Here is a 21875-nt window from a genome sequence, read left to right as displayed (position 1 = left end):
GATGACCGGTACGGATCACCGACGCGCCCAGGCGTTGGCCGACGCGACGGTCACCACCAGTGACATCGCCCGCTTGGCCGACGTCGGCCGCGCCGCCGTCAGCAACTGGCGCCGCCGCTTTCCGGACTTCCCGGTGCCCGTCGGGGGCAGCTCGGCCAGCCCGCACTACTCACTCGCCGACGTTGAGGCATGGCTCATCCGGCACCAGAAGCCGTTCACGCTCCGCCCCGTTGACCGGGTGTGGCAGGCACTGCGCGGTGCCGCGGACGACCTGCAACTCGGTGACCGTATCGGCTACCTCGGCCTGTTCCTCGTGCTGCTGGCACGCGATCCCGGCCGGTGGAGGGAGCTTGTCGGCGAATCCGACGCCGCGGTGACGGAGGAGCTGACCCACGCGCTCCGCGCCGTCGTGCCCGAAGCCGCCGACCTGGTCACCGAAGCGCCGGACAAGGACGGGCTCGCCATCGTGCGGCTGACCGCCGACGCGACCGAGCACGCGGACCACCGGGTGGTCTTCGACTTCCTCTGCCACCGCTACCGGGAGGTCCACTCACGCCGCCACACCGACACCCCCCAGGCGTACGCGGAGCTGATGGCCGCGGTGACCGCACCGTACGGCCGGGTGCTGGACCCGGCGTGCGGCCTCGGGACGCTCCTGTCCGCCGCGCAACGTGCCGGTGCGAGCGAGCTGTGGGGCCGGGACGTGAGTGTCACCGAGGCCCGGCTGACCGCCGCCCGCCTGCTGCTGCACGGTGGTCGGGGACGCGTCACGGCCGCCGAGCCCTCTGGTTCGGCGGACTCCGCTCCCGGCCTCGCCGACGCGGTGATCTGCGACCCTCCTCCCGGCGAGCGCCCTCGGTGGCACACGGACACCGCCGAAGGTGGCGACCAGGAACCGCCGCCGCGCGGTGAACCGGAACTCGCGTGGGTTCAGCACTGCCTCAACCAGGTGCGGCCCGGCGGACACGTCGCGATCCTGATGCCTCCCGCGGCGGCCACCCGGCGGGCCGGCAGACGGGTCCGGGCCGGGTTGTTGCGGGCCGGCGCGCTGCGGGCCGTCGCCGCGCTCCCGTCTGCCGGGCCCGCCGGCGCCGCCGCGCCGGACCTGTGGGTGCTCCGGCGACCCGACGGCGGTGATCAGCCGGCACATCTGCTGGTGGTCGACGCGACCGACGATCTGAGGGCGGCGGAACGGGCCTGGACGGCGTTTCGAACGGGGCATGCCGGCCTGCCCGACCGGAGCCTCGCAGTACCGATTGTCGACCTGCTCGACGACGACGTGGACGTCAACCCGGGCCGCTGGCTCGTCCCCGCCGGTTCACCCACCGACTATCGGCCTGCCTGGGACCGGATGGAGGCGTCCCTGGCAGGGCTGACCTCGATCCTGCCCGAGCTTCGTGCCGACCCGCCGACCGGTGCGGGCCCGACCACCACCGTCGGCGAGCTGGCTCGGGCCGGCGCGCTGACGATCCGTCAGGCGCCTCCCGGCACCGCCGTGGTCGACGCGGGCCCGCTGACGATGGTGACCTCCCAGGACATACGCCAGGCCCGCTCTCCCTCCGGCCGGGCACACCCGCTCCACGGTGCGATCTCCGTGCGGGCCGGTGACGTGGTCACCCCGCTGGCTCCCCGCGCTCCCGCGGTGCGGGTGATGAGCGGGAGCGACGTTCTGCTCGGGCCGCGGCTCTACCTGCTCCGGGTCGACCCGGAGCAGGTGGACGCCTACTTCCTGGCCGGGTTTCTGCGGATCGCGCAGCATCCTGCCGCCACCGGGAGCGCCTCCCTCGCGGTGCGGTCGGACATCCGCCGCGTCCGGCTTCCCCGGCTGCCCCTCGGCGAGCAACGCGCCTACGGTGAGGCGTTCCGCCGGCTGATGGCCTTCGAGGACGGACTGCGGGAACTGGTGGAACTGGGCGAGGACGTCGTCGAACAGGCGTTCCGCGGGCTGGGCGACGGCAGCCTTCGGAGCACCGTCTCGGATGACTAGCCTGCGAAGCGGGACACGGGACCGGCGGGGAGGGCTGTCGCGGTGGGCATGCTGATCAACGGGCGTTACGAGCTGGAGGACCTGCCCATCGGACGGGGTGGAATGGGCGAGGTCTATCTCGGGCGGGACATCAAGCTCGATCGCGCGATCGCGGTCAAGTTCATCCGCTTCCCGGCCGGCTCGTACGACCAGGACTACATCCGGCGGTTCGTCCGCGAGTCTCGGATCACGGCCCGGCTCGAACACCCCGGCGTCCCGGCCGTCTACGACGTGGGCACCCACGAGAACCGGCCGTTTCTGGTGATGCAACGGATCCTGGGGGTCAGCGTCGCTGACCTGGTAGCGGAGCAGGGCCCTCTGCCGGTGGGATGGGCGACGGCCATCGCCGCCCAGGTCTGCGCGGTGCTGGCCGTCGCCCACGAGGCGTCGCTCGTCCACCGCGACCTCAAGCCGAGCAACCTGATGCTCGAACCGGACGGGGGCGTCAAGGTCCTGGACTTCGGTCTCGCCGTCGCCCCCGATCAGCCGGAATTTTCCCGCATCACCGTCACGGGCCAGCCGCTGGGCACCCCTGCCTACATGGCGCCCGAACAGATCCAGGCGGCCCTGACCGGCCCGGCGACCGACCTCTACGCGCTCGGCTGCACCCTGCACGAGATGCTCACCGGGGAGCGGCTCTTCACCGGATCCACCTCCTACGACGTGATGAGCAAGCAGGTCAGCCACCCGCCGGCGCCGGTGCGCGGCGTGCGCGCCGAGATTCCCGTCGAGTTGGAGCAACTCCTGCTCGACCTGCTGGAGAAGAAGCCCGAGGACAGGCCCGCGGACGCGCACGTGGTCTACCGACGGCTGACGTCGTTCGTCACCGAACTGAGTCCGCTGCCCGGTGTGCTGTCGCCGCCCGGCGATCCCAGTCCGACCCGGATGTACGCGGCCGTTCTGAGCCGCGTCTTCGCCGATGCTCCCGTCCGCCGGACTCCGATCACGCCCGCCCCACTGGCACGAAAGCCGGAGTCGGTGCCTCCTCCGCCCTCCCTCTCGGTCGACAGGGGACAGGTACGACGTGCCCGCAGCGAGGCGCGCCGACTTGCCGGAAAGGCCCGCTACGCCCAGGCCGCCGACGTGCTCGCCGGCGCCGTCGCCGCCACCCCGCATGCGGCCGCCGACTCCGACGCCGTGGGTCTGCGGCTGGACCTCGCCGACGCGTTGTTCGAAGGCGGCGACTACCGGCGGGCAGCACCGGTCTACCAAGCACTGATCGCCGATCTCGCCGACACCGGTGACGAGGATCTGCTTCTGCGATGCCGGCTGCAGGAAGCGACCTGTCACGCGCTCACCGGCAACACCAGTCAGGCGCTGCGCCAGCTCGACGATCTGCTGCGGGACCAACGCCGGATCATCGGCGACGACGATCCACGGACGATCGACCTGCGGCGGCAGATCGGGCTGTTGCAACTCGGTACCGGCGAATCCGCGGCCGCCCAGCGGACGCTGCGGGAATTGTGGAAGGACCTGAGCGAGCTGCACGGTTCGAGCCACCCCCTGGTCAGAGAGATCAGCGACCTGCTCGCTGTGGTTCGGCCATAGCGGGCCTGCCCCCACCCGAAGGCGCTCAGTCGACGCTCCGTTAGCCTCTCGGTACCGATCGACATAGCTGACTGGAGAGGCTGTGGCGCGACGAGCGCTCATCAACGGACGGTACGAATTGGCCGATCGCCCCGGCGGCAAGGGCGGCATGAGTGACGTCTGGTTCGGCCGCGACATCCGGCTCGATCGACAGATCGCGGTCAAGTTCGTCCGTTTCCCCAGCGACGAGCCGGATGACGACTATGTTCGCCGGTTCGTGCGGGAGTCCCGCATCACCGCCCGCCTGGAACACCCCGGTGTGCCCGCGGTCTACGACGCCGGTAGCCACGAGGGCCGGCCGTATCTGGTGATGCAGCGGATCCACGGGAGCAGCCTGGGCGCGTTGATCAGCGAGCACGGGCCGCTGTCGATCGGCTGGGTGGCGGCAGTCGCCGCCCAGGTCTGCGCGGTGCTGTCCGCGGCGCACCGGGCGTCGTTGATCCACCGGGACCTCAAGCCGAACAACCTGATGCTGGAGCCGGATGGCACGGTGAAGGTCCTCGACTTCGGGCTTGCCGTGGCGCCCACCATGTCGGACTTCTCGAAGATCACGATGACGGGGCAGTTGCTCGGCACGCCGTCGTACATGGCGCCGGAGCGCATCCAGGCCAACATCAGCGGGCCGGCCGGCGACATCTACTCTCTGGGCTGCACAATCCACGAACTGCTGACCGGAGAGCGGCCGTTCACGGGCGCGACTGCGTTCGAGGTGCTCAACCGGCAGGTCCAGGACGAGCCGCCCGGCGTCCGTACCGTACGTCGCGACGTTCCGGAGGCGCTGGAAGCGCTGGTGCTCGAGATGCTGCGGAAGAAGCCCGAGGAGCGCCCGGTGGACGCGGACGCGGTCTACGACCGCCTGCTGCCCTTCGCCACCGGCCTCGGCCCGGTCCTCAGTGCCGCCATGCCGCCGCCCGGACCGAGCTCCGTCCGGCGTTACGCCACAGTGATCAGCCGCATCCACGCCACGGGCCGGCACGCCGCCCGGAGCCCTGCCACACAGCCTGACAGGGCGTCGCCGATCGCGCCGACCCTCACCCTGACGCGGGTCGACCTGGAGCGGGCCCGCACCGAGGTGACCGAGCTGTTCGAACAGTCCCGCTACGATCAGGCGGCTGAGCTGCTCACCAGGGTCCTCGCCGCGGGCGACGGCATCCCGGGCCTGGACGACGAGATGCTGACGCTTCGCTTCCAGCAGGCCGAGGCCTGGTACGAGGACGGGGACTACCGTCGGGCCGGTCTCGCCTACGAGCGCCTGGTCGGCGACCTCACCGCTCGGCAGGGCTCACGTTCGGAGGTCGTGCTGACCTGCCGGCTGCGGGCCGCCACCTGTCATGCGCTGACCGGGGAGACCCGGCGGGCACTGCGGGAACTGGAGACGCTGGTCCGCGACGAGACCGAGGTCTTCGGCGCGATCGATCCGCGGACCGTGCAGATCCGTCGACAGTTTGGACTGTTGCAGCTTGGTTCGGGTGACCCGCGAGCGGCAGAGCACACCCTGGCCGAGCTGACTGCCGACCTGACCCGCGCGCACGGAACCGGCGACACGGTAGCGACCGAGATCCTCGACCTCATGACGACCCTCCGCCTCAATCACGCCGGTCGGTCACCCGAACGGTGAGCACCGTGCCGTCCCGGCCGAGCGACACCACGCCGCCGCGTTGCCGCGGCCGTGACCGCAGCCACCGGCGTCGGACCGACGGCGCTGCCCGGAAGTAGGCCGCGAGCTGGCCGTCCGCGAGCTTCCCGTACAGGCCGATCTCCACGCCGCGGAACACCTCTAGCGTCCTGCCGTTCGGAAGTGGCGTGCGATACAGGGTGCCCTGGGCGCGTAGGTCGTCCGTCACGTCATGAGACGTGGCGGTGGTTCTGGCCCACGACTGGTCCAGCTCGAACAGCCTCAGTTGTCCGTCGGGCGGCTCGCTCTCGCCGCGTTGCCGAGGCGTCGCGTAGTTGCGCGCGGCGCCGCTGTCTCCGGCGAACAGCAGCGCGGTGGCCGCCACCGCCCGGGTCAGGATCCCGGTGAACCAGCCGCGTTGTTCTTCGGGTACGTCGAACACCTCGGGGGCTCCCGGCGGCAGTTCGTCTGCCGGTGTGGCAGCAGTGGTGTCGGGTAACTCCACGTTCTGATCCGTCACCGACCACGTCCGCGCCTCGTCGGCGGTGGCGGACCGGGTACGCCAGTGATGGTCCTCCGGCGGCCTCTGCACCACTCCCGCGAAGTCGTCGAGTGTGCCGTCCCACAACTCGTCATCGCCCGGCGGGTCGAGGACGTACGAGGTGATCTGCCGTCCGGCCAGACATGAGGCCACCATCAGCGCCGGAGGACGGCGCCCGCCGACGCTCAGGGAGCGCACCTGCACTGCTGCCCGTGCTAGTTGACCGTAGGCGAATCCGGGCGACTGGTGGGTTCCCTTGCACTCCAGGACGACGATCTTCATTCGGCTGCGGCGACCCGAACTGTGGTGTCCCACCAGGAAATAGTCCGGGCGCTTCTGGGCCCTTGAACTGGGTGCCACCGCGCCGGCGCCGTCGATGAAGCCCGCCTTCAGGGCCATCTCCGCGTCAACGGCGAAGAAAGTCCACTGAGGGTATTGCCGTTGCAGGACTCTCTTGGCCACCACCAGCGCCAAGCCGATGCCCAACTGCTCTGACTGCGTCACCTTGTGGTGGTAGACGAGACTCTGCGCCGACTGGGTCAGGCCGAGTACACCGCGGTGTCGGGTGAGCGTGGCGCAGTAACGGACGTGCGCCCAATGCCGGGCCACCTGGGCCAACGGGGATGTGGCCAAGAGCGTGGTCGCCACGCCGAGTTCGTGTAGCACGTGCGCCGGGCTGGTCTCCACCGTCTGACCGATCCGCACGGTCGAGGGCGCCTTGCCGTAGCGGTATGCGTCGTTCTTCGCCGCGGCTTCCTTGGCGTACTTCTCGACGGCATCGACCAGCCGGGGGGAGGAATCGACTACCAGTCTCGATGGTTGGCTGAGGGACCGTACGAGAGATTCGATGTCCATGCTCACCCCGGTGCTGACGTACCGCGTGGGCCAGAAAGCTCAGAGTGATCGAACAGTTCCGAAGTGTCAATATCGCGCGTGTGCGCGAGGAGATAACTTGCTCGCATTGGCGCGACCAGGGCGGCATGCCGGCTGTCGGATCTTCGACAGGCTGGTCTGGTTGATCACCTCCTCGGCGGATTGCCCACAGCGCCCGGATCTGTTTGTCTTTCCGGGCTCAGAGGCGAGTCCGATCGACGGGAGCTGGAATGGTCGCGGCACAGGAGACCACGCTGCAAGGTCTGCTGGAGGGAGCGAAGCAATATCAGGTGCCGCTGTACCAGCGCCCGTACTCGTGGACGAAGGTGCAACTGGCCCGGCTCTGGGACGATGTCCGGAAACTGGCGGAAGACCGGACGCACAACCCGGAGGCAACCCACTTCATCGGCTCGCTCGTGCTCGCGCCCAGCCCGACGAACGGCCCTGCCGGCCTGGCCCAGTATCTCGTGGTGGACGGCCAGCAGCGGCTGACCAGCCTGACCATTTTGCTCTGCGCCATCCGTGACCACTGGGCCGCACGCGGCGAGGACCGGCGGCGGGCCCGGCTCGACCAGCAGTTCCTGACCAACCCCTTCGAGGACGGGCAGCGCCGCTGGAAGCTGGTGCCCACCCAGGCCGACCGGGACGCCTACGTGGCCTGTGTGGAATCGACGCCGCTGCCCAAGGACGCCGTACCGGTCACCGTCGCCTACGACTACTTCGCCAAGCAGCTCGCCGAACTCCCGAACACCGACGGGGAAGCGGAGGACCGACTCGACGTCGAGCACATCGAGAGCGGGGTGATCACCGGGCTGGCGCTGGTGTCGGTCACTGCGCAGGCCCGCGACAACGTGTACCGGATCTTCGAGTCGCTGAACAACACCGGTCTCCTTCTCACCCAAGGAGACCTGCTGCGCAACTACCTGTTCATGCGCCTGCCCACCCGCGGCGAGACGGTCTACCAAGGGCTCTGGCTGCCGTTGCAGAAGAGCCTCACCGCGGCGAACCTGGAGCTTCTCTTCTGGCTCGACCTGGTCCACCGGGATTCCCGGGTCAAGCAGAGCGACATCTACGCGGCCCAGCAGACCCGGCTCGAACGGCTGCGCTCGGAGGAGGAGATCGAGGCGGAGGTGCGCCGGTTCAGTCGCCTCGGCGCCCTCCTGCGGATCATTCTCAACCCCGCCGAGGAGCAGGATCCGGCGGTACGACAGCGGCTGGAGCGGCTAAGCGCCTGGAGCACCACCACCATCTACCCACTTCTGCTGCACCTGCTCGACCGCCGCCAGCAGGACACGGCCAGCTCCGAGCAGATCGCCTCGGCGATGCGGTACGTGGAGAGCTTCTTCGTCCGACGCCTGCTGATCGGCCGCGCCACCGCCAACATCAACCGGATTCTGCTCTCCGTGGTGACCGAGATGGACCGGACGCTGCCGGTTGACCAGGCGGTGCACGCGTATCTGTCGGCCGGCCGCAAGTACTACGCGAACGACGAGAGCGTCCGGAGCGCGGTGCGGTCGATCCCGTTCTATCTCAACGGCAGGCCGCACCAACGCCATCTGGTGTTGCGGTGGCTGGAAGAGTCGTACGGCGCCAAGGAGCCGGTCGTACTCGACGGCCTGACCATCGAACATGTGCTGCCGCAGACGCCCACTGCCGAGTGGCGCCAGATGCTCGCGGCCGACCTCAAGCCGGACGAGAACTTCGACGACGTGTACGAAGCCCTGGTGCACAGCCTGGGTAACCTCACCCTCACCGGTTACAACTCCGAGCTGGGGAACGGCCCGTTCTCGCTCAAGCGGGCGGCGTTGGCCAAGAGCGGCGTCCGCCTGAACCAGGAGATCGCCACCCAGGAGCGCTGGAGCCGTCCGGAGATCCACGCCCGGGCCGACAAGCTCGCCGAGAAGATCGTCTCGCTCTGGCCAGGGCCGACCGAGCAGGCAGCGGGACAGGCGGAATTCGCCTGGGATCTGATGAACAAGGCCCTCGCCGAGTTGCCTGCCGGATCCTGGACCACGTACGGAGACGTCGCCGCCCTGATCGGCACCGCGCCGATGCCGGTCGGCGTTCGGCTCGCCAACCACCCGGCACCCAACGCCCACCGGGTGTTGCAGGTCGACGGCGTGCTCGCAGGCAACTTCCGCTGGCTCGACCCGAATCGCACCGACGACCCGCGCGACGTGCTCCGCGCCGAGGGGGTTCGCTTCGACGACAACGGACGCGCCGACCAGACCCAGCGAATGCGGACTGAGGAGCTGGCCCAGCTCGCCGGCATCACGCCCGAAGACCTGCCGGAGCGCCTGCCCCGACAGCGGTCCGGCCAGCAGGTCGACTACCCCGCACGCTTCCTCGAACAGGTAATCACCCTGCAAGGGGCGGCGGTCGCCACCGCCACGCAGGTCGTCCTCGAAGCGTGGACCGCGATGGGCGGCACTCTGCTCTACGGAACGCGGGGCGAGACCTCCTGCTTCCTGATGGCGCGGGAACGACACCACGAGCTGGGCGACATGTGGCCGGCGGCGATCTATCCGAGCGGCAAGTTCGAGGTCGTCTTCCAGCACCTGAGTGTCCGCACCCCGTTCGACGACGTCGCCCTGCGGGAGGAACTGCGCCAGCGACTCAACGAGTTGCCAGGGGTGGAGATCGCGGCCGCGAAGCTCACCATGCGCCCCGGTTTCCCGCTGACGGTCCTCGCCGACACCGAGGCCCGAGAGGCGTTGCTCGACCACCTCCGCTGGTTCTACGACCAGGCGCAGACGCCCGCGTCGGACGAACTGGTCATCGACTGACCGCCCGCCACCCTGGAGAGGTCCACCCGTGCCGCAGCTCGCCTTTGCCAACACCTTTTGGCAGAGCTACGACGTCTTGGAGAAACCCGTCAAGGCCGGCGTACGCAAGGCGATGGAGAAGTTCCAGCAGCTCACCATCGCCGAGCTGCACGCTGACAAAGGGCTGCATCTGGAGTCGGTGACCAACGCCCGGGATCCGCGGATGCGGACCATCCGGATCAACGACTTCTGGCGTGGTGTGGTCCTCGCGCCCGACGACGGCGGCGACACGTTCCTGTTGCTCAACGTCGTGCCCCACGACGACGCGTACACCTGGGCCGCGAAGCGGCTCTACACCGTCAATACGGCGACGCGAGCGCTAGAGGTACGCAACGCTGTTGCCATCGAACAGCTCACCCCGGCGCTCGAGAAGGCGGCGGCGCAGGCACCCAGCCTGCTGTTCGCGAAGCACTCCGACACGGCGCTCCGGCACCTCGGCATCGACGACCAGGTGCTGCGCGCCGTCCGCACCATCATCGACAAGCCGCAGCTCGAAGCGTTCGGCACGCTGCTGCCCGAGGATCAGTTCGAAGTGCTGCAATACCTAGCCGAGGGTTTCACCCCCGATGAGGTCTACCGCGACCTGGTGACCGAACGCCGGCCGGTCGACGCGCCGAAGGAGGCGAGCGAGAGCCTGGCGGTGGCGATCGCGAACACCAGCAACCGCATCACCCTGGTCGCCCGCCCTGACGAGCTGGCCGAGATCCTGGACAAGCCGTTCGCGGCTTGGCGGGTGTTCCTGCACCCCTCGCAGCGCCGCGTCGCCTACCGGCCGTCCTACAACGGTCCGGCCCAGGTCAGCGGCGGCCCGGGTACCGGGAAGACGGTGGCGGCGCTGCACCGGGTCAAGCATCTGCTCTCCCGGACGCCGGACAGCCGGACTCTGCTGACCACCTACACGAATGCCTTGGCCGCGACGTTGCGCGAGCAGCTCGCGTTGCTGCTCGACGACGAGAAGCAGCTCTCCCGGGTGGAGGTGACCACCGTCAACGCGTTCGCGAGCCGCTCGGTGCGGGCCCTCGCGGGGCGTGTGCCGACGCCGGTGGGCGACGTCGATGAACGGCAGGCCTGGCGGCGGGTGTGCCGCCGGCTGACGCTGCCGTGGCCGGAGCAGTTCCTGGCGCAGGAATACCGGCACGTCATCCTCGCCCAGAACCTGCGCAGCCGAGAGGACTACCGGGCGGCCAGCCGACGGGGTAGGGGATCGGTGCTGGGTGTACGGCAGCGTGACCGCGTATGGGATGCCGTCGAGATGTTCCACGCCGACCTGGCCGCGGCCGCTTCGGCGACGCATCTGCAGATCTGCGCCCGTGCGGCGGATCTGCTCGCGGATGTGGAGCTCGCCGAACACGGTTTCCGTCACGTGGTGATCGACGAGGCGCAGGATCTGCACCCGGCGCAGTGGCGGGTGCTACGCGCCGCGGTGGCACCCGGACCCGACGATCTCTTCATCACCGGTGACCCGCACCAGCGCATCTATGACTCGCGGGTGTCGCTGGGCTCGCTCGGCATCTCGGTGACCGGGCGCAGCAGCCGGCTGCGTGTCAACTATCGCAGCACCGAGGAGATCCTCACCTGGGCGACCCGGGTACTTGTCGGCGCGCGCATCGGCGAACTCGGCGGTGACGGCGAGGACGATCTGACCGGCTACCGGTCGCTGCTGCACGGACGCAAGCCCCAGGCCCAGGGCCACGCGTCGCCGCATGTGGAGGTCGCCGCCCTGGTGAAGAAGGCGCGGGAGTGGATCGGGCAGGGCGTCGCACCGGGCGAGATCGCCGTCTGTGCCCGGTTCACCACGACCCTGCGCAGCGTGCACGACGCCTTGACCGCAGCCGGCGTCCCAGTGGTCTGGGTACGGGATCAGCCGGGCGCGGACGTCGACGGGGTGCGGCTGGCCACCATGCATGCCATGAAAGGGCTGGAGTTCCGCTGTGTGGCGTTGGCCGGCGTGACGGCGAAGGCAATCCCGTTCGCAAAAGAGGTGACGCCGGCGGAGGTAGACCAGGTGCAGCACGACAACGACCTTCTCCGGGAACGCTGCCTGCTGTTCGTGGCCGCCACACGTGCCCGCGAAGACCTGTACGTGTCCTGGAGCGGCACGCCCAGCGACTACCTGTCGTTCGTCAAGCCGTAGGGCGGGAGACGCTCAGGTGACCAGGCCCGTGCGGTACGCGTACACCACCGCCTGCACCCGGTCCCGCAGATCCAGCTTCGTGAGGATCCGCGACACGTACGTCTTCACCGTCTCCTGGCTGATCACCAACCTTGCCGCGATCTCGCTGTTCGACAGCCCGTCGGCGATCAGCCGCAGCACCTCCAGCTCACGCGGCGTCAGCCCCACGTCCGCCGGCGTGCCCTCGGCCGGGCGGATCCGCGCCGCGTACCGGCCGACGAGCTGCCGCGTCACCTCCGGCGCGAGCAGCGCGGCGCCGGAGGCGACGGTGCGGATGCCGTGCAGCAGTTGCGCCGGTGGGGCGTCCTTGAGCAGGAACCCGCTCGCGCCGGCGCGCAGCGCCTCGTAGACGTACTCGTCGAGGTTGAACGTCGTCACCACCAGCACCTTGACCGGGTGGGCGACGCCCGCTCCGGCCAGCAGGCGGGTCGCCTCGATGCCGTCGAGCACCGGCATGCGTACGTCCATCACCACCACGTCGGGCCGCAGGCGACCGGCGAGGTCGACAGCGGCGCGGCCGTCGCCGCACTCACCCACCGCCTCCATGTCCGGCTGCGCGTCGATGATGGTGGCGAATCCGGTACGGATCAGGGCCTGGTCGTCGCAGACGAGCACCCGGATCGGCGCGGTCACGACGCGCTCCCGGTGGGGATGCGTGCCCGGACCACGAAGCCGCCGTCGGCGCGGCGCCCGGCGTCGAATTCGCCGCCGAGGAGCGTGACGCGCTCGCGCAGCCCGGCCAGGCCGCGTCCGCTTCCGCCCGGACCCGCGGCTCGTGTGCCGGGGCCCTCCGTGCTGATCTCCACCGTGATCTCCCTGTCGCCATGGTGTACGTGGACGGCGGTGGAGCGGCCGTGGGCGTGCTTGAGGGCGTTCGTCAGCGCCTCCTGCACCACCCGGTACGCCGCAAGCTCCGCCCCGCCGGTCACCTCCGCCGGGCTGCCCTCCTGCGTGAACTCCACCGGCTGTCCGGCCTGCCGGGTCTGCTCCACCAGTGCATGCAGTTCGCCGACCGACGGGGTGCGCGGCTCCGTACCGTGGTCGGGGTTGAGCACGTCGAGCAGCACCCGCAGGTCACCGATGGCGCGGCGACCGGTGTCGGTGATGGCGGTCAGGGTGGTGTCGAGGCGGTCGGGCGCGGCGGTCAGGTAGCGGGCTGCCTCGGCCTGCACCACCATCGCCGTCACGTGGTGGGTCACCACGTCGTGCAGCTCACCGGCGATGCGGGCGCGTTCGGCGGCGCGGGCGGTCTCGGCGACGTGCCGGCGGCGCTCGGCCTCGGCGAGGCGGTTCTGCCGCAGCCACGACCCGGCGCCCCAGGCGAGCGCCAGCAGCAGGTAGAAGGTGGTGAAGCCGACAATACCCTCGGTCGACCCCTGCCGGTCGAGGGCGACGGCAAGTCCCGCGTACGCGAGGGAGCCGACGAGCAGCGTGGTACGGCGGCCCCGGTCCAGGTGGGCGCCCGCACTCAGCAGCGCGATGGCGAGCGCGGTGCCCGCGAAGGTGTGGTACGCGCGCACCTGGTCGACGGCGAAGCCGAGCGACACCAGGGCGAGGGACAGCGTGGGCCGGCTGCGGCGCAGCGCCAGCGGAAGGCACTCCAGGGCGATCACCACCACGGTCAGCGCGTCGAACGGCCGGGCGGGCAGATTGCCGAGCTGCGTACCGATGTCGCGCAGCGGTGGGGTCACGGACGCGAGTGCGATCACCAGCGCGAGCGGGAGATCCCGGACCGTGACGGGCCAGCGCCGCCACGAGTCCGGGAACATCCGTCGGGTGATCATCAGGAGACCGTAACGCTTTCCGCCGGGGCCCCGACCGCACGGCGGCGACCTCGCACGATGTGGCCGCGGCGGTGGGCCAGCCAGAGGAAGACCACTGTCAGCGCCGCCCCGGCGGCCACCGTGTAGAGGCTGCCCTCCGGCCCGAAGTCGCCGCCGCTCAGCAGCGTCGAACCGGACGTGGTGGCGTCCAGTAGCCCGGTCGACTCGCCGTTGCCGGAGACGACGACGCTGAAGACGCCGCTGGCGGCGAAGTTCCAGCCGAAGTGCAGCCCGATCGGCACCCACAGATTGCGGGTCGCGGCGTAGCAGGCCGCCAGCATGAACCCGGCCTCGATCGCGATGGCGGTCGCACCCCACAGGCTGGCGTCCGGGTTCAGCAGGTGCACCAGGCCGAACAGTACGCCGGTCAGCAGCAGCGAGAGCCACGTACCGAGCCGTTCCTCGATCAGGCGGAACAGCAGGCCGCGGAACATCAGCTCCTCGGTCACCGCCGCGGCGGCCATGAGCCCGAAGATGCCGACCGCGCCGGACACCGAGCCGAGACCGTGCACGTGGTAGCCACCCATGAGGGCGATGTTGACGATGACCGCCGCGACCATGGCGAAACCGATGAGCACCCCGCGGTTGAGCCGGGCGGCCGCGCCGTCCCGGGCCAGCTCGGTCACCTCGCGGCGTTCGGTGCGGCGCACCACCCACCCGTACGCCATGATCGCGGCCGCGGCGGTCGCGACGCCGAGGATCAGGCTGAGCCCGGCGTTGTCCTGTACCGCGAGGACCGCCCGGCTGCCGACGAGACTGACCGCGACGACGGCCAGGAACTGCTTCACCACACGCATGACTATTCCTTCGGAAGGTCCGCGGCCGGAGCGCTGCGGAACACCTGAAACGCTATGGATTCGCGGGCCGGGAATCGTCACCGTGCGGTGGACACTTGCGGGTAGCTCGCACGGGGGACAGCGGCGGCGGCCGGAGGGCGTGCCCTCAGCAGAACGGCTGGCGTCGGGACGGTCGCGGCGGGCAGGCTTCCGGCATGGCGACGGGCTTCGGCGGTGAGGTGGCGACCTACTACGCACGACATCGGCGCGGCTATCCGCCCGAGGTGCTCGACGCGCTGACGACGGCCTTCCGGCTCGGCGCCGACGACACGGTGGTCGACCTCGGCTGCGGTACCGGCCAGTTGAGCATCCCGCTCGCCGACCGGGTGGGCGCGGTCATCGGCATGGACCCGGAACCGGACATGCTGGCGATCGCCCGGCGTACCGCCGTGGAGCAGGGGACGGCGAACGCCCTCTGGATGCTCGGCGGGGACAGTGAGGTGCCCGCGTTGTCCCGGCTGGTCGGTGAGCGGACGGTCGGTGCGCTGACCGTCGCCGTCGCCATTCACTTCATGGACCGCGACGCCCTGTTCGAGGCGGCCCGGCCGTTGCTGCGTCCGGGTGGTGGCATCGCCGTCGTCACAAACGGCGAACCCCTCTGGATGCAGGACACCGAATGGTCGCTCGCCCTGCGCGGATGCCTGGAACGGATGCTCGGCCACCCGGTCACCGGCACGTGCCAGACCGACGAGGCCGGGCGTCGGCGCAACCGGGAGGCGCTCGTGCGTGCCGGTTATCGGTACGAGGAGACGTCGGTGCGGTACGACGCCCTGCTGACGGTCGACGACATGGTCGGCGGCGTCTTCTCCGCCATGTCCGCCGAACGGTTGCCGTCCTCGCGGCAGCGGGCGGGGTTCGCCGCCGACGTGCGCGACGCCCTCGGCGGGGTGGACGTGGTGACCGAGCGGGTCATCGTCCGGTTGCAGTGCGGGATCGCCGGCTCATAGCCGATCGCCGGACGGGGGTTCAGCTACGTCACCAGGCGGTAGTTGGGGATACCTCTGGTGCGTTCCTCGATCGGTGCGGCAGTGGACAGGGCCGTCACTCCGGCGGGAACCGGAGCTCGCGAGACGTGGATGCCCTCCAGACAGGTGTCGCACCAGAACGAGACGTAGCCGTGACCGGCGCCGGGGGGCGTGGTGAACACCATGCGCAGGGTCCGGTGACCGCAGTTCGGGCACTGGTGGTCGACTCGGCGGGCAGGGCGCGGTAGACGACCTCGTACGCGTCCAGCCACTCGTCGAATGAAGCCACGAGGTGCTGCTCCGGTCTGACCGGTTGGTTTCTCAGCTAACTCGCGAAGAGCACGCGTTCCGGGAAGTAGCCCCGGCCGCGCCAGGCGTTGACGATTGTGGCGGTGATGGCGCTGGCAGCGTCGTTGAAGTCGCCGTCCTCGACTCGCGCCCGCAGGGTCTGCGGATCGAGGACGAGGATGCGATTGAACCTGCCCTCAAAACCGAACGCGTAACGCACCTCGTCCGCCGAGTCCTCGATCCGGCGGGCGGCCACCATCATGCCCATGTCACCTCTCTCCGACGATCCTTACTTTCCCGGCAATCTGTGGGTCGCGGCGACGAGTTCCCGGAGATGTGTCAGTGCGTCCGACTTTTGATCTGTCTCCGGCAGATCCTGTTCACCCGCCGCGACCAGGCCGTCGCGTAAGTGGTTGACGACTTCGCGCTGGGCCTCCGGCGTCAGGCCCTCCAGCCAGAACGAACCGAGGTTGTTGTCGACGATCTCCTGAAGATGCATTGCGGCACTTCTGTTCGACAGCCGGGCGATCAGGAACTCCAGCGTCCAGTCGAATAGTCCGCCGGTCACTGTCCAGTCCACCCCGGGTCGCAGAACGACGAGGCCGGCCACTACTGCGTTACCCTTCCGGCCAGTTCAGAGCTGCTACTCGGTCTCGGTGGTGTCGACCTGCTTGAGCTTGTTCGGCGTGAGGACAACAGCGCCGAGGGTTCGACCGTCCTGATCGGCGAACTCCACTTCGTAGGCGAGGTCGGGTCTGTGGAACACGTGCACGATGGTGCCGACCGCTCCGGCGGCAAGGCCCTCCTCGGGTACGGCGTCCCTGAGTGCTACCAGTTCGTACAGGTCCACGATCAGTGGCGGAGACGGGCGAGATACTGCTGCCAGGCGTCCCGATCGACCGCGTCCGGTGACGTCCCGCTGGGAAACCAGGTGAGTTCGAGGTCGGGATCCCAGGCGGCGATCAGCGTGTCGAGACCTGCCACCAGCACAGCCGGCCACAGCCGCGCAGCGGCGAGCTGTTCGAAGACGCGGCGGGCCTCACGCAGTTGGACATCCCGGTCTCTGCCGGTGTACCCGAAATCCCAGAGGATCTCATAGGCGTCCAGGAGCGACTGTTCCTCCGGAACGTCGGAGGGATAGGCGAGGTAGTTGCGAGCGACCTCGCCGCCGACCTCCCCGCCTGGGCCGCACTGCGCGGGACGGCTCAGATAGAAGCCGCCCTCAGGGCCGATCGAAGCCCGCAACCCGATCGCCGAAGCAATCCGGTCGGCGACCGCTTCCGGCTCGTCCGCCGCGTGGAGAAAGATGTGTTCCAAAGTCGACATGTGCGACACCAGACTAGTCGGGAAGCGTGATTATTCGGTTGTCGCCGAGAATGATGCGGACCTGGTCGGGCATGGCGCTGCCGTGCTGTCTGTGCTGGCCGAGCGCTCGTGCGAAACCCCGGCGTGCCTCCTCCTCGCTCAGCCCCACCGGGCGTCCGTCGATGACCGCTCTGCCGCCGCCGGTCTGGTCGACCTGCTTACCGGCGGCCATGATGTTACGACGTACCGCTTCGCTGCTGGAGCGGTCGAGGGTCTTGAATTCGGTCACCACGCCGGGATCGTCTGGTCCGGACCGCACCATCGAGTCCGGATTCTTGAACTTGTACAGGCTGTCGTCGCGTTCCCGTGGATGGACCATGTCCCCTTCCTCGGCCAGGCGGTCGCCGACCGCTCTTTCCTTGTCGTCGAACAAGCCGCGAGGGTCATTCACCTCGGGCCGGAAGTCGGCGCCGAGGGGACCGTGCTGCTTGCCAGGGTCGAAGTGCGGGGGCCTCGTCGGGTGACTGTTGTGGCGCCCGGGGCCACCGCTGCCAGGAGTCCTCTCTGGTCGGGCGGACGAAGGCCGGTTCAGTGCCTCCCTCAACTTCTCGATCAGGTCGCCGAGCCGCCGCATCTCCGGCATCAGCCGCCGCAGACTGGCCAGCAACCCCCGCAACAACCGCGCGATCCGCGCCGCCCACGACGCCACGGTCGTCGTCACCTGCTCCACCACCAGCGGCGTAGCCAGCCCGGCCGTGGCGACCAGTTCGGCCGCGTACACGATCAGGCGGGACACGCAGGCGGCGATGGCGTCGCGCACCAGCAGCCGCACGGCCGCGACCAGGCCGGCGGCGCCCTCGGTGATCGCGGCCATCGCCTCGGCGCCTTGCGCCAGCCCGGTGACGGCCTGCTGCTGCTCGGCAGCCCAGCGGCGGTAGCCGGTGGCGGCGGCGCCGATCCAGCCGGTGACCTCGGTGCGGACGGCGTGGGCCAGCTCGGCGGCGTCGTCGTGCAGTGACGCGGCGACGTCGCGCCAGGTTTGCGCGTGCGCGGTGATCTCGGCGGGGTCACCGGCGAGCCAGTCGAGGGCCTCGCTGAGCGGCTTGACGTGTTCGATGAGCCAGGCGATGCCGTACTGGAGGAGGACCCCGGCCGGGTCGGACACGAGGGCGAGCGCGTCGAGGCCGGCGCTGACGACGCCGAGGCTGCCGTCGATCCAGCTGCCGTTGCGTACGCCCTGGGCGATGAGTTCGATGTCCTCGCAGATCCACACGCCGGCCCAAGGACTCGGGCCGGAGTCCGCCGCGGCGGCGACCAGCGGGTTAGTGGTCACCTGCGGTCCCGTACCCGGTCGAGCAGGTGGGCGGCGCGGCTGTCGGACGCGCGGTAGCGCTCGGCACTCGACCGGAGCTTCCCGGCGGTGTCCCGGACCGAGGCGGCGGCGGTGCCGATGCCGTCGGTCAGGCTCCGCTGGAGGCCGTCGAGCAGCACCGGCATGATCGCGCAGAGTTGCCCGTACGCGTCGGCACTGAGCCGGACATGCTGACCGGCCTGCCGCGCGGTGTCGATGCTCTCGGCGCGGCGGCCGAGGCGGGCGGCGTGCGCGGTCAGGTCGTCCGGGTTGACCTGGAGGCCGTCACCGGGCTGCATCCGGCGTGCCCGGATCGGGGCCGAGCCGTCGCCGGTGCGACTCGACTATCGCCGTCGCGGCCGGGTCGTCCGCGCCGAGCGTCTCGGTGGTCGCCTCGATGAGCCGCCGCAGCAGGTCCGCCCGCGCGTCCCGGGTGACCGCCAGGATCTGCCGGGCGGTGTGCGCGGCGGAGTGCTGCCGGACACGCTCGTCCAGTCGTACGTCCGTGGGCAGCCCGGACGCGTCGACGGTGACCTCGACCAGCCCGTCGGCGCTGCGGGCGATGCCGGTCAGCGCCTGGGTGCGGGCGGACAGGTCGCGGGCGCGCGCCGCCCGGTCGGCCAGCGACGACTCCCAGTCGTCGAGCCGGCGTGCCGCCGCGTCCAGCGCGTCCTCATCCGCCCACATGGCCACCCTCCCCAAGGGACCTGATGGCCGGCACGTTACCAACCCGTCGCGCTGCGTACTGCCCCGTGCGTCGGCGGTGCGCGCTTCAGGACGCGGTCAGCAGGGCGAGCAGGCCCGCCGGTGACGTGGCGGTCCAGGGCTCGTCGGGTGTGCCGGTCACCGTCAGCGCGGTGGAGCCGGCCCGGACCGGGCCGGCGCCGGCCACCCGCCGGAGCCGGTCCGGATCGGTCGCGCCGGCCAGGACCCGCAGGCCCGCCAGGTCGGGCAGGGCGCGGAGGGCGCCGGTCGGCGCCCCGGCGGCGGCACGCAGGGCGTCCACGTCCGTCCCGGTGTCGCTCCAGGTGCCGTCGCGGTGCGCGACGAGCACCCGGTCGGCGCGGCCGGCGGCGTGCCAGGCGAGCAGGTCGAACACAGTGGTCCGGTGCCCGTCGAGGAAGTGCTGCCACTGCGCGGCGGCGGCCAGGGCGAGCTGGTCGCCGTGCCGACCGACGTGGTGGCCGTACCCACGGCCGGGGAGGGTCAGGTCGGTCCACAGCAGCCGCCGGGCGTGCAGGTCGACCACCAGCGGCAGCAGCATGCGGGCGTTCCCGCGCAGGTCGAACCGTTGCAGGACCCGGGCCCCGTCGAACTGCTCGCCACCTCGCATGGGGAGCATCACGCCGGCGAACGCCTCGTCGAGGGCCTGGAACGGCACGGAGTTGAAGCTGAACACCAGCGGCACGGCGTACCGTGCGCCGCGTTCGACCAGCCGCTGCAGGTGGAGGTCGAGGAACTCGGTGGCGCCGAGTGGGGCCGGGGCGGAGGTGAGGTCCCCGGAGTGGACGGCGGCGCTGCCGGCGTACCGCAACGCGGTGAAATCGCAGTGCCCGAGCCGCGCCCAGTCCCTGTCGAAGAACACACAGGACAGGTCGAGGTCGACCCGGACGTCGGTGGGCTGCGCCCAGTGCAGGAACAGCCGCAGCACGTCGGCGTCGGGCAGCGTCCGGAGACTGCCCCGGGGCCAGCCGGCGAGCTGGTCGGAGCCGGCGCGTTCACGCACCGGCGCGGGCACGTGGACCAGGTCGGCGTCGAGCACCGCCACGGCGTACCGGTCGAGCCGGCGGGCCCGGCGGGTCAGCTCGTCGTCGACGAGTCGGCGGACCGGTTCGACGGTCGTCGGCGGCAGGGCGACCCGCCGCTCCGGCTCGCTCCAGGTGGTCGCCACGTCGCCGCGGGGGAAGAAGACCCGCCGTGGTACGCGCAGAAGAACCCGATTGGCGGGCTCGGCCAGGGCGTCCACCCGCTGCGGCTGCCCGCCCGCCGGTGGCGACGCCGGCGGGCCGACGCGGTGGCGACGCACGGCGTCGCGGATCATCTGCATCAGGCCGGTCGTGACCACCGGCGCCGGACGGGTCGCCGCGACGGCTCGGGCCGCCACCCGGGCCCGTTCGACCGCGGCGATGTCGGCGTCGGCCGCCCGGACCGTCCCGGCGCGGCCGGCCAGCTGCGCCGCAGCCGAGGCGAGCACGCCGGTGGACACCCGCGCGGCGGTGGCGCGCAGCGCGGCCAGCACCTCGCCCCGGGCCGACTTGTCGTCGCCGGCGGTCCGCAGCAGGTGGTCGAGTCGCCGCCACAGGTCGCCCGGGCGTTCGGTGAGCAGCCGCGCGGCGCCGGCCGCGTCACCGTCGGCCAGGGCGGCCTCGACGAGCGAGGCGTGGGTGCGCAGCCGCACCGACACCCGCCCGTCGGGATGCTCGGTGAGCCGGAGGTGTCGGGGTTCCCGGGCGCACGCCGCCACGATCGCCGCACCGAGCGTGCCCGCCCGCTCGGTGCGGGTGCCGCGCAGCGCCGCGAAGGCCACGGCCGCCGCCGGGTGGGCGGCCGCCTGTTCGTACGGGTGCAGCCGCTCGCCGAGCCGTTTCCACACCGTGGCGTGCCGGTGCAGGTCCTCGGCGGCGTCCGCCGCACCGCAGTCGTCCAGGTGCGCCAGGACCGCCCGGCGCAGCGGACGAGGCAGGGCGCGGACCCGGGGGGTCGGCACGGTCACCGCCGGCTCGCCCGGAGGTCGCCATCCGGGTTCGTCCTGCGGCGCGGGCCGGACCAGGCCGGGATCTCCCCCCGAGTACGCCCACAGCGTCCGCGCCGCGTCCGTGGCGGTCGACCAGCGCAGCCGTGCCGTCGCCACCACCTCGGGGTAGCCGGGGCGCAGCGCCGCCGCGTGCAGCGCCCACGCGATGACCGTCGCCAGTGTCTCCCGGGCCGGCACCACCTCGGGCAGCCAGTGCAAACGGCCGGGCGCGGTGGCGTCGACGAGCACCTTGAGGTCGGCCCGGTCGGCTTCGCTGAGCGGGGTCGCCCGCGTCACCAGGTCGTCGCGGAGCCGGCGCGCGGCACCCATCGGGTCGACCTCGTGCCCGACCAGGCGCACCGGCAGCGGGGTCGCCGACGCGGCGTCCCTGACGGACGCACGACGGGACGCCGGGGGAGCGACGACGGGCAGGTAGGTGTTGTCCGGTGCGATCCGCCGCCCGCAGATCGGGCAGGCGGTGAACTGCTCCGGCGGGAAGCAGGCCGGGCAGACGACGTGCCCGCACGGGTCCAGCGGCGCCCCACCCACCTCCCGGCCGCACAGCACGCACGGCGCGTCGGGCACTGCGAACAGGTGGGTGAGCACCCGTCGGACGTAGATTGCGTCGACGTCGTGCGGCGTATTCGGGAACGAACGGTAGAGCGGGAGCATCGGACGGTCCGCGCCGACCATGTCGTCGACGGCCGCCAGCAGCCAGTCGGCCCAGCGGACCCGCAGCGACGCGTGCAGGCCGGACGCGGCGACCCGCAGGTCGTGCTGGAGCACCCAACCCCGGTCGGCGAGGTCCGCCTCCAGGGCCCGCACCCACGCCGGCCCGTCCGGCGGTGGCGTGGCGGCGGGGATCGCCGGCACCCGACCGGTGCGGCGCAGCACCACGACCGCGAGTGCGTCCACCGGTGCCGCCTCCCCGTT

18 protein-coding genes are annotated in these 21875 nt (G+C 71.0%); 6 read left to right on the top strand and 12 right to left on the bottom strand.

What is annotated here, in order from left to right; translation table 11 throughout:
- Nucleotide 1: 1 nt before the first annotated feature.
- From ACFYON_RS24655 to ACFYON_RS24645, 3 genes are all read left to right on the top strand, one after another.
- Nucleotides 2-1987, top strand: a complete 1986-nt coding sequence (locus tag ACFYON_RS24655) for an N-6 DNA methylase (protein ID WP_354869665.1) — start codon at nt 2-4, stop codon at nt 1985-1987.
- A 48-nt stretch (nt 1988-2035) separates the two neighbouring features.
- Nucleotides 2036-3574, top strand: a complete 1539-nt coding sequence (locus ACFYON_RS24650; RefSeq protein WP_354869819.1) for a serine/threonine-protein kinase — start codon at nt 2036-2038, stop codon at nt 3572-3574.
- A gap of 148 nt (nt 3575-3722) precedes the next feature.
- Nucleotides 3723-5231, top strand: coding sequence for a protein kinase (locus ACFYON_RS24645; protein ID WP_354869662.1), 1509 nt, complete (start codon nt 3723-3725; stop codon nt 5229-5231).
- On the opposite strand, the gene ACFYON_RS24640 is transcribed toward ACFYON_RS24645, so the two are convergent.
- Nucleotides 5200-6624: a hypothetical protein gene (locus ACFYON_RS24640; protein WP_354869659.1), complete on the bottom strand. Its 1425-nt coding sequence runs from the start codon at nt 6622-6624 to the stop codon at nt 5200-5202. The genes ACFYON_RS24645 and ACFYON_RS24640 overlap by 32 nt on opposite strands.
- Before the next feature lie 248 nt (nt 6625-6872).
- Here ACFYON_RS24640 and ACFYON_RS24635 point away from each other — a divergent pair, with 248 nt between their 5' ends.
- Nucleotides 6873-9428: a DUF262 domain-containing protein gene (locus ACFYON_RS24635; RefSeq protein ID WP_354869656.1), complete on the top strand. Its 2556-nt coding sequence runs from the start codon at nt 6873-6875 to the stop codon at nt 9426-9428.
- Nucleotides 9429-9456: 28 nt separating this feature from the next.
- Nucleotides 9457-11601 (top strand): UvrD-helicase domain-containing protein, encoded by a 2145-nt coding sequence (locus tag ACFYON_RS24630; RefSeq protein ID WP_354869654.1) that lies wholly within the window; start codon nt 9457-9459, stop codon nt 11599-11601.
- A gap of 12 nt (nt 11602-11613) precedes the next feature.
- On the opposite strand, the gene ACFYON_RS24625 is transcribed toward ACFYON_RS24630, so the two are convergent.
- Genes ACFYON_RS24625 through ACFYON_RS24615 form a run of 3 tightly spaced genes read right to left on the bottom strand, consistent with a single transcriptional unit; the run spans nt 11614 to nt 14260 of the window.
- Complete coding sequence (locus ACFYON_RS24625) at nt 11614-12273, bottom strand: response regulator transcription factor (protein WP_354869652.1); 660 nt, start codon at nt 12271-12273, stop codon at nt 11614-11616.
- Nucleotides 12270-13424 carry a histidine kinase gene (locus tag ACFYON_RS24620; RefSeq protein WP_354869650.1) on the bottom strand — a complete coding sequence of 385 codons (1155 nt, stop codon included), beginning with the start codon at nt 13422-13424 and terminating at the stop codon, nt 12270-12272. The genes ACFYON_RS24625 and ACFYON_RS24620 overlap by 4 nt, the downstream gene beginning before the upstream one ends.
- Nucleotides 13424-14260 carry a CPBP family intramembrane glutamic endopeptidase gene (locus tag ACFYON_RS24615; protein WP_354869648.1) on the bottom strand — a complete coding sequence of 279 codons (837 nt, stop codon included), beginning with the start codon at nt 14258-14260 and terminating at the stop codon, nt 13424-13426. The genes ACFYON_RS24620 and ACFYON_RS24615 overlap by 1 nt, the downstream gene beginning before the upstream one ends.
- Nucleotides 14261-14454: 194 nt before the next feature.
- Between ACFYON_RS24615 and ACFYON_RS24610 the strand changes: the two genes are divergently transcribed.
- The gene (locus ACFYON_RS24610; protein WP_354869645.1) at nt 14455-15246 is read left to right on the top strand and encodes a methyltransferase domain-containing protein; all 792 of its coding nucleotides are present in this window, start codon (nt 14455-14457) and stop codon (nt 15244-15246) included.
- A gap of 343 nt (nt 15247-15589) precedes the next feature.
- On the opposite strand, the gene ACFYON_RS24605 is transcribed toward ACFYON_RS24610, so the two are convergent.
- The 8 genes from ACFYON_RS24605 to ACFYON_RS24570 all read right to left on the bottom strand — a co-directional run bounded on the left by ACFYON_RS24605 (nt 15590) and on the right by ACFYON_RS24570 (nt 21857).
- On the bottom strand, nt 15590-15820 hold the full coding sequence (locus ACFYON_RS24605) for a hypothetical protein (RefSeq protein ID WP_354869642.1): 231 nt from the start codon (nt 15818-15820) through the stop codon (nt 15590-15592).
- 21 nt (nt 15821-15841) lie between these two features.
- Nucleotides 15842-16162, bottom strand: coding sequence for a hypothetical protein (locus ACFYON_RS24600; protein ID WP_354869640.1), 321 nt, complete (start codon nt 16160-16162; stop codon nt 15842-15844).
- 33 nt (nt 16163-16195) lie between these two features.
- Nucleotides 16196-16402 carry a DUF4926 domain-containing protein gene (locus tag ACFYON_RS24595; protein WP_354869637.1) on the bottom strand — a complete coding sequence of 69 codons (207 nt, stop codon included), beginning with the start codon at nt 16400-16402 and terminating at the stop codon, nt 16196-16198.
- A 2-nt stretch (nt 16403-16404) separates the two neighbouring features.
- Nucleotides 16405-16878 carry a hypothetical protein gene (locus ACFYON_RS24590; protein ID WP_354869634.1) on the bottom strand — a complete coding sequence of 158 codons (474 nt, stop codon included), beginning with the start codon at nt 16876-16878 and terminating at the stop codon, nt 16405-16407.
- A 13-nt stretch (nt 16879-16891) separates the two neighbouring features.
- Nucleotides 16892-18190, bottom strand: coding sequence for a hypothetical protein (locus ACFYON_RS24585; protein ID WP_354869632.1), 1299 nt, complete (start codon nt 18188-18190; stop codon nt 16892-16894).
- The gene (locus ACFYON_RS24580) at nt 18187-18507 is read right to left on the bottom strand and encodes a type VII secretion target (protein ID WP_354869629.1); all 321 of its coding nucleotides are present in this window, start codon (nt 18505-18507) and stop codon (nt 18187-18189) included. Before ACFYON_RS24580 ends, ACFYON_RS24585 begins: the two co-directional genes overlap by 4 nt.
- A complete protein-coding gene (locus ACFYON_RS24575) occupies nt 18494-18895 on the bottom strand; it encodes a YbaB/EbfC family nucleoid-associated protein (RefSeq protein ID WP_354869627.1) in 402 nt (133 codons plus the stop codon). Before ACFYON_RS24575 ends, ACFYON_RS24580 begins: the two co-directional genes overlap by 14 nt.
- Before the next feature lie 85 nt (nt 18896-18980).
- Nucleotides 18981-21857: an MXAN_6230/SCO0854 family RING domain-containing protein gene (locus ACFYON_RS24570; RefSeq protein ID WP_354869624.1), complete on the bottom strand. Its 2877-nt coding sequence runs from the start codon at nt 21855-21857 to the stop codon at nt 18981-18983.
- Nucleotides 21858-21875 lie beyond the last annotated feature (18 nt).

The sequence above is a fragment of the Micromonospora sp. NPDC005686 genome, from assembly GCF_042871665.1.
Classification (GTDB): domain Bacteria; phylum Actinomycetota; class Actinomycetes; order Mycobacteriales; family Micromonosporaceae; genus Micromonospora.
Note: the sequence above shows the minus strand (reverse complement) of the source record. Positions and strands in the feature narration are given on the sequence as shown.